This is a genomic window from Sphingomonas sp. EU05-FHT14C10, from assembly GCF_058790595.1.
This window is the reverse complement of record NZ_JBYTEN010000012.1, coordinates 101,375-115,093: the sequence shown is the minus strand read 5'-3', so window position 1 is coordinate 115,093 and position 13,719 is coordinate 101,375. Positions and strand designations below refer to the sequence as shown.

The following is a 13,719-nucleotide window of genomic DNA, read 5'->3' as shown; positions in this document are numbered from 1 at the left end:
TAACTGCCTACCGTGGGCGTCCATCGCCGACCTTACTGCAATGTTGCGGGCGGCGCAGACTGTCCAGATAAGGCGACCAGCTCTTCCTTGGCGTATGCCTCCGATCCGAACCCGCCTTTCTGGTCGCGGTCGAGACGGCTTGCATGCCCAGTCCAATGGCCAAGCTCATGTAGCGCGGTGCGATACCAGTTCACCGGCTCGGGAAAGGCCGCCTGCGGCGGCACCTGCACAAAATCATGGGACGGGCTGTAGAATGCCTCCGCGCCACCGATGTTGAAGCGCGCACCAGACGTCACAATCAGCGCATCGGCCTCGGCAATGGCGAGCACTGGATCGGGGCTGACTATTGGCGCGACATAATCCTCGGGTAGCCCCTCGCACTGGTCGACATTGAACACGACAAAGCGCTTCAGGAACGCCACCTGCCGCGCCTCGCGATCCTCACCGCGCGCTGCCTCAGCTTCGGCCTTTGGCGTGAACCGGTCGGCGTAGCAAATGACCGTGCCCTTCTCGCCGCGCCGGACGTTGCCGCCCGCCGCCTCGGCCTGCCGGTAGGTCAACCAGCGCTGCGACGCGTAGCCTTTCGTCACGACCTCGGCCCACAGGATCAGCACATTGATCCCGCTATATCTGCGGGCCGTCCCCGCATTCTGCGGCATCGTGCATCCACACGCCGCACTGTCCCACGGCTGCACCCATGGCAGCCGCCCCTCTTCTAGTTCGGCGATGATCCTGTTCGTGACCTCCGAATAGAGACTCGCCCTCTCGATCCTATCCTTGCGCATGTTCCTTCTCCTTCCCGCCAACCGCACCCCGGCCCGGAAGGGGGCGGAGGTGGGCGGCAGGAAGGAGCCGGCAGGCCCGCAACATCGGGCGGGCTGCATCCGCAGGACCGGAACGAAGAGGAGGACCCGCAGGGTTGCGGCCCGGCCGGGCGGGGCTAGAGGCGAGTGACGCCCACCTCCGTCCCCGCCGCGTCGGGACCGATTACGCCGCCGCGCGAGCGGCGACCGCTGCAACCATCAATTCAATGAATCGAAAAACGCCCGCGCCGAGTCGGCGCGGTCCATCGCGACGCGACTGTCTCAGACAGTCTCAATTCTCTGATCGACAGCAAAAGAACCAGATTGGGGATAATTTATTGATCGTACTCCTGCGTACTCCTGACAGCTCCTTCCAGCAGGATCATAGATACTGAGCGCAGCTGAGACCGATCGCCTCCCCGGATGACTTGAATCAACAAGATAACTGCCTGATCTCTGTCGCAGGGGCTTCATCCACCGTCACATGATGGAGTGAACAATTATGACGTCTCAGCCTTCCGATCGCTATCTTCGCCTGAATGATGTTCTCGACCGCACCGGCCTCAGCCGGGCGACGCTCTACCGGAAAATCCAGGCGGGTACCTTCCCGCCGCAGTACAAGCTCGCCGTTCGCTGCTGCGGCTGGCGCGAGTCTCATCTCAACATCTGGCTGCGCAACCCGATGAGCTTCACGCTCGACGACCTCCCACCGAACGAAAATTGAACGGCAAGTCACGCCAATGCCCCGCGCCGCGTCCGCGGCGCAGGGTGGAAGCCCGCCTCAATCGGCGGGGTTCCAGATAAGGGCGTAACCGTCCTCGCCATCCTGGCCGGCGGCGCGGCCGAGGTTGGCATAGAGCCGCCGCGGTCCGAACTCGGGAGCGGCGAGGCTCAGCGATACATAGGGTTCGCCCGATTGCTGTCCGACGCGGATCCAGCCGGCACCGATTTCGACGCCTTCGGACCAGACCCGGTAGTCGGGCTGGACGTCGCCGCTCTTCGAACGGTTGGTCCGAATCTCGATCGCCGCGCGGATCGAGAGGGTTTTCAGCTGGCCCACGAAACCCGTTTCGATGGTGCCGTTCACAAAGCCGATAGCTGCCATTGGTCGTCTCCTTGAATGTACCGCGGGACCATCCCTGCGGCATGGCGGACCAGGGACCGGCGCATGAGGTGTGCCGCGAACCCGTAGCGCCGCAGCAAAGCGGAGGAGCGCGGCGGCGCGAATATTTGAAGCGAAGCGGCCGCGAGGAGCCGGCGCAGCCGGCGGGGAAATAATCACGCCGCCGCGTTTTCGCGGGACGCCGCGCTGGGACAGGTCAACTCGCCCGTCGCCGGGGTGGTTCAGAGGCTACCGGAGAACGCCCGCCGACATCGCCAGAAACGATCAACCGGCAATAAACGAGTGGCTTGGCCGATCAAGATGATCACGTGCGACTTTAAGCCGACCATCGCCCCGGGGCGCGGCCAGCCCATCAAGTAATTTGGTTCGTCGGCAGGATTGTGACGGGTTCGACAGCCGGTTGCGTGTCTCTGAACGATTGGAATTGAGTCGGCGCCAATGTGATTTGCGCGCCAGTGTGCGCGAACGTCACGTCGCGTCCATGTAGGCCCGCACGCCCTCCATCAGCGCGAGAATGCGCGGCTTGTTAGTGTCACCATATTTTAGCTGCCGCAGGAGATAGGCATAGGCTGACGCTGCGACTTCGCGCTTTCCGGCGGCTGTCGCTTCGGCCCAATGCCGACAGGACCGAATGAATGGCTCAACTGGCGATTCGGCGACATAGGCGTCAATGCTATGCCAGTTGCGGCACGCCGATTCATCGGGCCACGCATCTGACAGCGTGGGATTATCCTGCAGCACCACACTCAACTCGAGCGACACCGGATCATAGCTCACCGCGCTGTGCTGCACGTCGCCATAGTCGATCAGCACCGAGCCATCTTCGGCCGATATCAGGATATTTCCGCCATGCAAGTCTCCATGAACGCATCGCCAGCGGGCTTGCACAACTCGCGCTTCGAACTCGGCAGCCCAGTCTAGCCCATAGTCCGCGTGAAGTGCTGCCGCCTTCTGATCCTCGACCCAGCAGCCCCTGATCTCGGCAATGCTATGGCCGGCCTCTACCGTGCCTTGGGTCCACTGAGCGACACACTGCTCTACTCCACCGAGGATCGCCGCTGCTCTTGCCGGATCCGTACCGAGCACGTCAAACATTGACTCTGTATAGCCGTCGGCAAGCTGGTAGAAGATACCAGCGGTCGTCGATGCGCCAAATTCCAGCATCGAAAGTTTGCGAGGTGTGGCCGCGCCATCGAGCAGCACGACATGCTTGTCGTGCCGGGCGGCCTCATCTTGGATTTTGGCGATCGGCCCGAGCTTGGCGAAAGACTGGCGGATCGGCGTGCCATTGCCGTCGAACAGCTGGAGCCTGAGCGGCTTCGCGCCTGACTTGCCCTCTCCGATCGGCGCGACGACGCACCGCCTTGCGCCAAGGCGCTTAGCGAAGATGCGAAGCAGCCGGTCCTCCGCGATCTGCAGATTGACCTGATTGAGCGTGAGCTCGATATCATCCAGCGCGAGGACCGCCAACTTCACCTTTGCTATGAGCTCGGGAGCCTTATCAATATCGATTTTGCGCAAGAATTCGACCGTGCTGACCGGCGCACCCTCAGCCCAGATATCGGCATCGTGCTTCTGTGCCAGCATGTCGGCGATGAAGTCGTCAGACGGGGAGCCGGTCAGGACCAGCAATTTCGTGCCGGGCGCCGTGTTCCGCGCGTGATGAAACACATATTTGCCGTGTTCGGGCTCAGCATCAAGTCCGTCATCTTGCGTTGGAATCTTGAGGTCGAGCACAGCAAAGTCGAAAAACTGCTCGTCCAATGCTGCGCAGGCGGCCTCACGGCTTCTGGCAATTGTCACATGCGCCTGACCCGGCATGTCAACGATCATGGCGTCCAGCGCGCTCGCAAATTCATAGTCATCCTCGACAATTAGGAAATGCGCAGTCATTTCTGCCAGCGCGCCAAATAGACCGCGCCCCCGTCGCGAGCCGGCTCGAGCGTTAGCACGCCGATCATTGTCTCGACTGCTTGACGCGCGATGGCGAGGCCAAAGCCACTGTGGTTCTTTTTCGTCGAATTGCCGACTTCGAATGCGGTCTCCGTTGGGCCGACAATACCAGTTCCTCGATCCAGCACCGAGACCCAGTAATCGACGTCGGTCTCGCCCCAGTTGATCGTCACCGAATGCGGCTGCGGCTCGGTGCCGACAGCTTCAACCGCCTCGACCGCATTGCGCAGGCCGTTTCCAATCACCATCCGGATCAACGCGGGGTCACCTTTGATTAGGAAGGGCTTCTGGCCGATCGCCGAGATCCACGGCATAGCTTGAGGTGTTTCGGTTTCGATCAACTCATCGATCATCGCCGCAAGATCGAACTCCTGCGGGCGAGCGACGCCCGCCGCGCTTTTGAGCATTTCGATCGCGTCAAAGATCCGGTGAACCGTCTCGAGATGCCGACGTGTAGCCGAGCCTTCCCACTCGTTGCCCAGTTCTAGCTTTCCGCTAAGCCGCGCCAACCCGATAGGGGAGGCGATCTCGTGGAGCAGAAATCCTGTCACCCATTCGACGGCTTGGCCATAGATCTGTTGCCGCACCTCTTCTGGTACAGCTGCGGTCTCGTCACCATTTGCGACCTGAGGTTCGACCCGGCGGGTCAGCCGTTTAATCGTGTCCTGAAGTGCGTAATGAACGTAAGCGACCGTTTCAGTCTTGAGCGCCTTGCGGATGCGAGCGAGATCGCCCGCCTTGCCGAGATTAGCCAATGCACGCGCTGCCTGTCCGCGGCTGTGTGCCGAGGTTGCCGACAGTCCATCAAGAGCTTCGTCGCGCGTCATCCCTGCGGTCGCGTTCCGTAAAACGTCGCGCGACGCTGGAACGCTTCCGCGCCGCCCTCCATCACTAGGGTAATCGCGTTGACGATTTGGTCTGTTCCAAGCGGCGCCGCGGCGAGCGGAAACCCGCGTTTGCCGTCGGAGCCAAGCTGGACAACAAAGTCGGCGTTACCGAGCACCGGAATGTTCGCGTTGTGCGTCGAGAACAGGATCTGACCATCGCTCGCACGCGCCAGGATTGAGCGGATCAGCGTGTCGACGATGAAGGCATTGTCGATGTGATCTTCCGGCTGATCGACAATCAGCAGGCGATCGGTATGCCTCAACACCAGCGGCAGGATAACCGTGCAGCGCTGGCCGGTCGACAGGTCAGCGATATCCTTGTGGTCGGAACCGTCGAGAAGCGAAAAGGTGACATAGTCTTCGACCGCAACAGTAGCTATTGCTGCGAGGTCCGCCTCTTTCATTGCGATCACGGCTTTGGCCGCGCGATCCGGCGTCGTGTTTCCGCAAGCCGCTACGAGAGGATAATTGTCGCTCTCAACTGCCTCGAGCAACTCTCGCGGACTGATCCGCTGCGCGAGCGCGCCAACGATGTCGGTATATTTGAGGCCACTCCCGCGCAAAGCCTCGGTGATCGCAGCCGCGAAGCCATCGGTCTGGCCGCCACGCACCACATCGATCCGTATGCGCGGTCCGAGCACCTGGTTAAGGTTATTTGCGATCTGCGCCCGCGCCTCAAACCGTTCCGTGCGGATCGCCTCGAGCTTGTCGAACGCCACGGAACGCCGCTGGATCGCCTGCGCCATCGTGGCCTGTCGTGTTAACAGAACTGCCTGAAGCGATTCAAGCTGCGCCTTACGCTCGCGCAGCAACTGCCCACGGCGGATGATCTCGCCGGCCCCGGACTGGAGCCCGTCAATCTCGCGGCGCAATTGTCTGGCATTATCCTCGAACGCGATCTTCTCTTGATGATAGCCGCCGGTCAGCCGAGCGCACTCCGCCTCGATCTGGGCAAGCTCGTGAAGCACTTGGTTCACCTGAGCATGCGCGGTCGCAATCCGGCTGCGGATTTGTCCTAGCGGATCGCCGCCTGCGGCAGGCGGCCAGGCCTCATCCGGCATAAAGCTGCTCTGCGCCGCTGTCAGCGACGCACGCCACTGCGAGACGCCCGCCTGAAATCGCTGCATAACGGTCGTCGCCACGCTTTTGACGGTGATGGTGCCGGTAAGCACGTTGAGCTGTTCCGTGCGCGTCGCCGCGTCCGCAGATAGGGCGGCGACCTGCTGCTCCTGCGGCGCCAGCTGCACCAACTGTTCCTGGATTGAGGCAAGCTCCGCGATCTGGCGGCGGAGCTGCTCGATATCCTGCTGGATCGTGTTGGCTTCTGCCGTCAACGAGCGAACGGCAGAGATTGCCTCGGTTTCGGCGGCCGCCAGTGCACGCTGGTCACCCAGAAAACCGTCGAGCAAGCGGAGACGGCCGCCAGGTTGAAGTCCGACCGTCTCAATCTCGGTCTGCGAGAGAATGATTGGCGGCAGATAGGGCCCTGAGGCCCGCGGCGCGGGATCACTAGCCGCACGCGAAACCGTCACGCGCCGTGCGCCATCAACCAATGTCAGGGTGATTTGCCCAGACCCGAGCACCGACAGTGCATGGTCGCGGCTACGGCGCGTGGATTCGGGGGTGTAGCCCGGCACATCCAGACAAAACCGAATCAGCTCGATGATTGAAGTCTTGCCAGTACCGCGCGCGCCTATCAGGACGTTAAGACCCGCCCGCCACCAGACATCGAATCCGTTCAGGAAGCCTTCTTCGATCTGGATGCGTTCAATATACATGGTGTCCCCTTCGACCGACCATGGGCGATCGATCCCAGTTCTTTACTCCGTCACTATCATCGGGCCAAGCTGCCAATGGCGTAGCTCGACGCCAATGCTGATCATTGCCCACCGGCGCGTCCACGCTTTGCTATTTAAGGAAAAGTCGACCAAGAGGCGGCATTCAAGAGAAACGCAGATTTGAACGATTCCCGGCTCCCATTACAGCCGGCGAGCCGATTCGAATATGTGAACGATCGGCAGCTTACCGGGGTGCAATATGGACTGCGGAACGTCCGCTTTGTCGTCCGCGCCCCTCACAAGGATGCCAGGGGAAATGGCAACTATAGCGTTCCGCCCTCCCAAGACCTGCCAGTCAGCAATCGGCAAGTGCTGAACGCCTCAAAAAGGGAGATCGTTCATTGCCGACGTCGTGAGGCACGACGCCAACCATTCTCCGGCCGGATCAGCACCGAACTGGGGTCTGGACGAACCTCGGCGGCGTTAATGGATGCCCGAGCCCCAGCGCCGCTTCCCGCCCTCAACTCGTCCAGATAATCAGACCACCATTGAGCCATTGCTACCCGCTCGTCCCAATGCGCGCCGCGGTGGTAGGCGGCCCTCACGCGGTTGTTATCACCGTGCGCCAACGCCCGTTCTATCGCGTCATAAGACCATTTACCGGATTCATTTAGCAGGGTGCTGGCCATCGCCCGAAAGCCGTGGGCGGTCATCTCGCTGCTGGTATATCCCATCCGCCGTAGCGCGGCGTTCAGGGTGTTATCTGACATCGGACGTTTTCTCGACCACAAGGATGGGAAAATGTAACTCCAAGGTTGGGTGATTTCACGGATTTGCTCAATCAGGGCCACTGATTGTCGGGACAGCGGCACGTGATGCGGCTTGCGCATTTTCATCTTCTCGGCGGGTATGGTCCAAACGCGTGCTTCAAGATCGAATTCTTCCCACTGGGCCGTTCGAAGTTCCCCCGGGCGGACGAAGACGTGCGGCGCCAGCTTCAACGCCCAGTCCGTCATTCCCTGGCTTTTGTAAGCATCGATTGCACGCAGCAACGGGCCAACCTGGCTTGCATCGGTGATGGCGCCATAATGAGTAACGGTCGGATTGATGAGCGCGCCGCGCAAATCCCGCGTAGGATCGGATCGCAAGCGCGCCGTCGCGACGGCGTAGCGGAAGACCGACCCCGCTAATTGCATCGTGCGTCGCGCACTTTCGAGTTTGCCCTGCGCCTCGATCTTCCGGACAGCCGCCAAGACATCGATCGGCTCAATCTCCTGGATGGGCATTTTCCCGATGCTGTTATCGAGAAGGCTGAGCAGATACTCGCATCGCTTTGCAGTCGACGGTGCCCAGGCTTTGTCGCCATCGCGGCGGCGCTTGTCGCAATATTCGCGGGAGATGCCGGAGAAGGTATTTTCAACGCTGACGTGGGCACGCAGCTTGTTGCGCTTCTTCTCATAGGATGGGTCGATGCCCTTGGTAATCATGTTGCGCGCCTCGTCGCGCTGAATGCGTGCATCGCGAAGGGAGACGCGAGGATATGGTCCGAAGCTCATCTTCTTCTCGAGCCCGTCGAATCGGTATTTCATTTTCCAATGCTTGCTGCCGTTCGGCATGACATGGATATAGAGTCCTTCGCTGTCGGCCATCTTGTAAGGCTTGTCCCGCGACTGAGCATGGCGAACGGCAGAATCGGTTAGCGGCATCACGATCTCTCCATTTGGCCGGCTCCGAATTGGAGCGAGCAATCGGCAAAATCGTCCCCGATAGGGGCCCCTTTTTCGAGGCGCTGCCATGAGATACCATGACACGCAACGAGCCGATAAATGGCAGATTACCGCCATTTTTCTGCTTTTGTAAATGGTGTGAGACGGCCTGAAACAGCCTTCTGGAGCGGGTGAAGGGAATCGAACCCTCGTCGTAAGCTTGGGAAGCTTCTGCTCTACCATTGAGCTACACCCGCCCGGATGAAGCGCACCTAGCGGCGGGCGGGTTGGCTTGCAAGCGTCAGATTCCGCCGATCACCGGCGGTCGACCGATCGCTTCGAGCTTCGCGGCCAGATCGGCGGCGCAGGCCTCAATCGCTTCGCGGCTCGTCGATCGGATCACGAAATTGGCGCCGACCTTCCCTTCGCGGAAGAAGGGGTAGCTGCCGATCTGGCAATGATCGTGCGCCTTCTCGGTCTCGCGCAGCAGGTCGGCCACCTCGCTTTCGGGCACCCAGCAGCCGATCGTCTCGGAGATCAGCGGCTTGCCGCCCTCGAGCGTACCCGACAGTGCGTCGAGCATCATCGCGGTGATGTGCGGCACGCCGGCCATGATGAAGATATTGCCGTGGCGGATGCCCGGCGCGCCCGACATGCGATTCTCGATCAGCGACGCGCCGTCAGGCACGCGCGCCATGCGCAGCCTTGCCTCGGTCAGCCCGCCGCGCGTCGCATAATAGCCCTCGAGCACGGCGCGTGCCTTGGGGTGGATGACCACGGGCACGCCGAGCGCCGCAGCGATCGCATCGACGGTGATGTCGTCATGCGTCGGCCCGATGCCGCCGGTCGTGAAGAGATAGTCGTTGCGCGCGCGCAGCTGGTTCACCGCTTCGACGATCGCCGCCATGGTATCACCGACCACGCGCACTTCGGCAAGGCGAATGCCTTGCAGATTCAGCCACAGCGCGATCTGCGCGACATTGCGGTCCTGCGTCCGGCCCGAGAGAATCTCGTCGCCGATCACCACCAGCCCCGCCGTCCAGATGCGCTCGCCGCCCATGCCCCTGCCATAGCCTGCCGGGCGATGGACGCAAGCCGCTCGCTTGCTTCGCATGTGTATTGCTTATATAATACACTTGAACAGGGAGAGAGACGATGAAGATTCTCGCTGCGGCGCTCGCGCTGCTGTCCGCCACCTCAGCGCCGGCCGCCGATTTCGATCCGCGCGAATGGCATGGAAAGGTAGCCGAGCCCACCGAGATCCTCGTGCTCGGCACCACGCATCTTTCGGGCCTGGCGGACAGCTTCCAGCCCGATTGGCTCGCCCCGCTGATCGACCGGCTTGCTGCGTTCAAGCCCGACGTGATCACGGTCGAGGGCCTGTCGAGCGAGGAATGTCAGCATCTTACGCTTTACGCCGCCGTCTACCCCGGGGTCGCCAACGACTATTGCTCGCGCTTCAAGGCAATGACTGCGGTCGCCGGGCCCGCGATGGGCCTCGCCCCGCCCGCAGCCGAAGCCGCCGCGCGCGATGCGCTCGCCCATTGGCCGGCAAGCCCGACGCCTGCCGACCGCCGCCGCCTCGCCGCGCTGCTCGCGGCCGCCGGCGACCCTGCCTCGGCGCTCGTCCAGTGGCTGCGCCTGCCCGCTGCCGAGCGTCGCGCGGGCGACGGCATCACTGCGTCGCTCGCCGACATGCTCGTCACCATCTCGACCTTCCACAACGAGAATTATCTGATCGGCGCCGCGCTCGCCGCGCGGCTGGGGCTCGAGCGCGTCTGCGCGTGCGACGATCACACCGCCGATCGCATCACGGCCGCAGCGCCTCCCGGCTATGACGACGTGCTGAAATCGGTGTGGAGCGGCGATCGTCCGCCCCTCGCGCAGCAGGCGGCGAATATGGAGAAGGCGCTCGACGGCCCTGCCTCGGTGCTTGCGCTCTATCGCTTCATGAACCGGCCCGATGTGCTGCGCCAATATGTCGAGGCCGATTTCGGCCGCGCGCTCGTCGAGCCTTCCGCGCAGCGTCAGGGCCGTCGCTACGTCGCGTGGTGGGAAACGCGCAACCTGCGCATGATCGCCAATATCCGGGCCGCGTCAGGCAATCATCCGGGCGGGCGCGTGCTCGCCATCGTGGGCGCGTCGCACAAGCCCTATTTCGACGCCTATCTGGCGATGATGTCCGACATGAAGCTGGTCGACGCTGCCGCGTTCCTGGCGCGGTAGGAGCGGGTTTGGGAGCGGGCCGGTGCCGCGCGCGTCAATGCACATCTGTCAAAATGCGGCCGCAGGCGCTATATGGCGGGCATGACCACTTATATCGCCGCGACCGACGCCACCGCCCTCACCCGCACCAATGCCATCAAGCTGCATGACGCGGCGGGATTCGAAGGGATGCGCAAGGCCGGCCGAATCGCGGCGGAAGCGCTCGACATGCTCGTGCCGCACGTCGTTCCGGGCGTCGCGACCGACGCGCTCGACGATATGGTGCGCGACTTCGCGATTCGTAGCGGTGGCGTGCCCGCGACGCTCGGCTATCGCGGCTATGCGCACAGCAGCTGCATCTCGATCAACCATGTCGTCTGCCACGGCATCCCCGGCGCCAAGACGCTGAAGGATGGCGACATCGTCAATATCGACGTGACGGTGATCGTCGATGGCTGGCACGGCGACACCAGCCGCATGTATCTGGTCGGCGATGTCGGCGTGAAGGCGAAGCGCCTTGTCGACGTGACCTACGAAGCGATGATGCTCGGCATCGAGCAGGCCAAGCCCGGCAACCGGCTGGGCGACGTCGCGCATGCGATCCAAAGCTATGCAGAGAAGCATCGCTACGGCGTCGTCCGCGATTTCTGCGGCCACGGCCTTGGCCGCCTGTTCCACGACGCGCCCGAGGTCGTCCACGCCGGCCGTCCGGGAACGGGGCCGGAGCTGAAGCCCGGCATGTTCTTCACGATCGAGCCGATGATCAACATCGGCCGCCCCGACGTGAAGGTGCTCGACGACGGCTGGACGGCGGTGACACGCGATCGCTCCCTGTCGGCGCAGTTCGAGCATTCGGTGGGCATCACCGAGGATGGCTGCGAGATCTTCACCAAGAGCCCGGCGGGCCTCGACCACCCACCTTATTGACACTGCTGTAAAGCAGCGTGACAAACTCGTCCCCGACGATCGTCAATGATCGCGGGAGGATGAGGGATGCGTGGACGGCTTTGCCTGATTGCGATGGTGCTTGCCCTGGCCGGGTGCGGCCAGACGACCGGTTCCAATAACGGCAAGGGAGGCGCCGATCGCGTCGATGCCGCCTATCTCGTCACCGGCGGCGACGGCAGCGACTGGCCCTCGGCCGGCTACAGCTATGCCGAACAGCGCTTCAGCCCGCTCGATCAGATCAACGCCGGCAATGTCGGCAAGCTCGGCATCGCATGGTTCGCCGATCTCCCCGATCCGCGCGGACAGGAAGCGACGCCCGTCGTCGTCGATGGCACGCTCTATCTCACCGGCCCCTGGTCGAAGGTCTTCGCCTATGATGCCGCCACGGGTAAGAAGCTGTGGGACTATGATCCGCAGGTTTCGCGCGACAAGGGCGTCCAGGCCTGCTGCGACGTCGTCAATCGCGGCGTCGCGGTGTGGAAGGGCCGCATCTATGTCGGCACCATCGACGGCCGGCTGATCGCGCTCGACGCCAGGACGGGCAAGCCCGTCTGGACCCAGCAGACCACCGACAACAGCAAGCCCTACACGATCACCGGCTTCCCCCGCGTGGTGAAGGACATGGTGATCATCGGCAATGGCGGCGCCGAATTCGGCGTGCGCGGCTATGTGACCGCCTATGACGCCGCCACCGGCAAGAAGAAATGGCGCTTCTACACCGTCCCCAACCCCACCGGCGCCGCGGACGGCGAGGCATCGGACGCGATCCTCAAGACCGCCTTCCCGACCTGGTCGGCGAACGGCCAGTGGAAGCAGTCGGGCGGCGGCGGCACCGTGTGGGATGCGATCGTCTATGATCCCGAGCTCGACCAGCTCTATCTCGGCGTCGGCAATGGCAGCCCATGGAACCACGGCCTGCGCTCCGAAGGCCAGGGCGACAATCTCTTCCTCTCCTCGATCGTCGCGCTCAAGCCAGAGACGGGCGAATATCTCTGGCATTATCAGGAAACGCCCGCCGAAAGCTGGGACTATACCGCGACCCAGCCAATCATCCTCGCCGACCTGAAACTGGGCGACGCGACGCGCAAGGTGCTGCTCCACGCGCCCAAGAACGGCTTCTTCTTCGTCGTCGATCGCAAGGACGGCAAGCTGATCAGCGCCGATCCCTTCGTGGCCAACGTCAACTGGGCCAGCGGCTATGATCTGAAGACCGGCCGCCCGATCGAGAATCCGGCAGCGCGCTACTACAAGACCGGCAAGCCCTTCATCTCCAGCATCGCTCCGATCGGTGCGCACAGCTGGCAGCCGATGAGCTTCAGCCCCAAAACGGGTCTCGTCTACATCCCCGCGAACGAGATCGGCTTCGCCTATCTGCCCCCGCTCTCGGCCGCCGATGCCAAGGCCGGGCCGATCGGCTTCAATGTCGGCGTCAACGTGTCCGAAAACGGCCTGCCGCCCGATGCCAATTTCATCAAGGCTGCGGTCGCCGCGACCAAGGGCAAGCTCGTCGCCTGGGATCCGGTCGCGCGCAAGGCGCGCTGGAGCGTCGATTTCGCGACGCCGTGGAATGGCGGCCTGATGTCGACCGCCGGCAATCTCGTCTTCGGCGGCAGCGCGCTCGGGGCATTCAGTGCATGGTCGGCCGATGGCGGCAAGCTGCTCTGGTCGCTCCCCGTCCAGTCCGGCGTCATGGCGGCACCGTCGACCTTCACGATCGGCGGCGAGCAATATGTCGCCTTCACCACCGGGCGCGGCGGCGCATGGCCGCTGAGCGCCGGCCTTGCCGGCGGGCCGAGCGCGCAGGTGCCCGATATTCCCCGCCTCATCGTCCTCAAGCTCGGCGGCACGGTGAAGCTCCCCGCACTGCCGGCCGCGCAGGCCGCGGCCTTCAACCCGCCGCCGCTGACCGCCCCGCCGGCGCAGCTTGCGCAGGGCAAGGCGATGTTCGGGCGCTATTGCTCGGTCTGCCACGGCGCGGAGGCGGGCGGCGGCGGCGTCACCCCCGATCTGCGGCGTTCGGCGGCGCTGGCCGATGCGAAGCTCTGGCAATCGATCGTCATCGGCGGTGCGCTCAAGGACCAGGGCATGGTCAGCTTCGCCCATGCGCTCGACTCGGGCAGCGCCGAATCCGTGCGCCAATATGTCATCAGCCAGTCCCAATGGATGAAGGCCAACGGCGCATCGCTCGCAGCCGCACACTGAACTGCCTCAATTTTGGGCAGAGTCTCGTACTCTGCCCTTAATTGATGCACGATTCCGCGCCGGAATCCGCAAAAAAGCTAGGCTCCTTGCAAGTCCTCCGGTGGCACGCTTATT

Annotated in this window: 11 protein-coding genes and 1 tRNA gene; 4 read left to right on the top strand and 8 right to left on the bottom strand. The window is 63.0% G+C overall.

Features of this window, described 5'->3' with window-relative positions:
• Window positions 1–32: 32 nt before the first annotated feature.
• Window positions 33–785 (bottom strand): ArdC family protein, encoded by a 753-nt coding sequence (locus tag AC3WT0_RS13245; RefSeq protein WP_492753865.1) that lies wholly within the window; start codon window positions 783–785, stop codon window positions 33–35.
• 520 nt (window positions 786–1,305) lie between these two features.
• On the opposite strand from AC3WT0_RS13245, the gene AC3WT0_RS13240 reads away from it, so the two are divergent.
• The gene (locus AC3WT0_RS13240; RefSeq protein WP_058801454.1) at window positions 1,306–1,527 is read left to right on the top strand and encodes a helix-turn-helix transcriptional regulator; all 222 of its coding nucleotides are present in this window, start codon (window positions 1,306–1,308) and stop codon (window positions 1,525–1,527) included.
• A 57-nt stretch (window positions 1,528–1,584) separates the two neighbouring features.
• Here the strand turns inward: AC3WT0_RS13240 and AC3WT0_RS13235 are convergent, their stop codons facing one another.
• The 7 genes from AC3WT0_RS13235 to AC3WT0_RS13205 form a co-directional block, all read right to left on the bottom strand.
• Window positions 1,585–1,908, bottom strand: a complete 324-nt coding sequence (locus tag AC3WT0_RS13235; RefSeq protein ID WP_058453987.1) for a DUF736 domain-containing protein — start codon at window positions 1,906–1,908, stop codon at window positions 1,585–1,587.
• A 486-nt stretch (window positions 1,909–2,394) separates the two neighbouring features.
• The gene (locus AC3WT0_RS13230; RefSeq protein ID WP_492753864.1) at window positions 2,395–3,819 is read right to left on the bottom strand and encodes a phosphotransferase; all 1,425 of its coding nucleotides are present in this window, start codon (window positions 3,817–3,819) and stop codon (window positions 2,395–2,397) included.
• Entirely contained in the window at window positions 3,816–4,706 is an 891-nt protein-coding gene (locus tag AC3WT0_RS13225) for an ATP-binding protein (RefSeq protein WP_492753863.1), read from the bottom strand. The genes AC3WT0_RS13230 and AC3WT0_RS13225 overlap by 4 nt, the downstream gene beginning before the upstream one ends.
• Window positions 4,703–6,544 (bottom strand): hypothetical protein, encoded by a 1,842-nt coding sequence (locus AC3WT0_RS13220; RefSeq protein ID WP_058801457.1) that lies wholly within the window; start codon window positions 6,542–6,544, stop codon window positions 4,703–4,705. The genes AC3WT0_RS13225 and AC3WT0_RS13220 overlap by 4 nt, the downstream gene beginning before the upstream one ends.
• Before the next feature lie 398 nt (window positions 6,545–6,942).
• The gene (locus AC3WT0_RS13215) at window positions 6,943–8,250 is read right to left on the bottom strand and encodes a tyrosine-type recombinase/integrase (RefSeq protein ID WP_082665000.1); all 1,308 of its coding nucleotides are present in this window, start codon (window positions 8,248–8,250) and stop codon (window positions 6,943–6,945) included.
• 183 nt (window positions 8,251–8,433) lie between these two features.
• Window positions 8,434–8,507, bottom strand: a tRNA-Gly gene (locus AC3WT0_RS13210).
• A gap of 44 nt (window positions 8,508–8,551) precedes the next feature.
• Window positions 8,552–9,310: a competence/damage-inducible protein A gene (locus AC3WT0_RS13205; RefSeq protein ID WP_492753868.1), complete on the bottom strand. Its 759-nt coding sequence runs from the start codon at window positions 9,308–9,310 to the stop codon at window positions 8,552–8,554.
• Window positions 9,311–9,405: 95 nt separating this feature from the next.
• Between AC3WT0_RS13205 and AC3WT0_RS13200 the strand changes: the two genes are divergently transcribed.
• The 3 genes from AC3WT0_RS13200 (at window position 9,406) to AC3WT0_RS13190 (ending at window position 13,605) form a co-directional block, all read left to right on the top strand.
• Entirely contained in the window at window positions 9,406–10,476 is a 1,071-nt protein-coding gene (locus AC3WT0_RS13200) for a DUF5694 domain-containing protein (protein WP_492753862.1), read from the top strand.
• 72 nt (window positions 10,477–10,548) lie between these two features.
• Entirely contained in the window at window positions 10,549–11,382 is an 834-nt protein-coding gene (gene map, locus AC3WT0_RS13195) for a type I methionyl aminopeptidase (protein WP_492753861.1), read from the top strand.
• Between the two features lie 66 nt (window positions 11,383–11,448).
• A complete protein-coding gene (locus tag AC3WT0_RS13190; RefSeq protein ID WP_492753860.1) occupies window positions 11,449–13,605 on the top strand; it encodes a PQQ-dependent dehydrogenase, methanol/ethanol family in 2,157 nt (718 codons plus the stop codon).
• The last annotated feature ends 114 nt before the right edge of the window (window positions 13,606–13,719 follow it).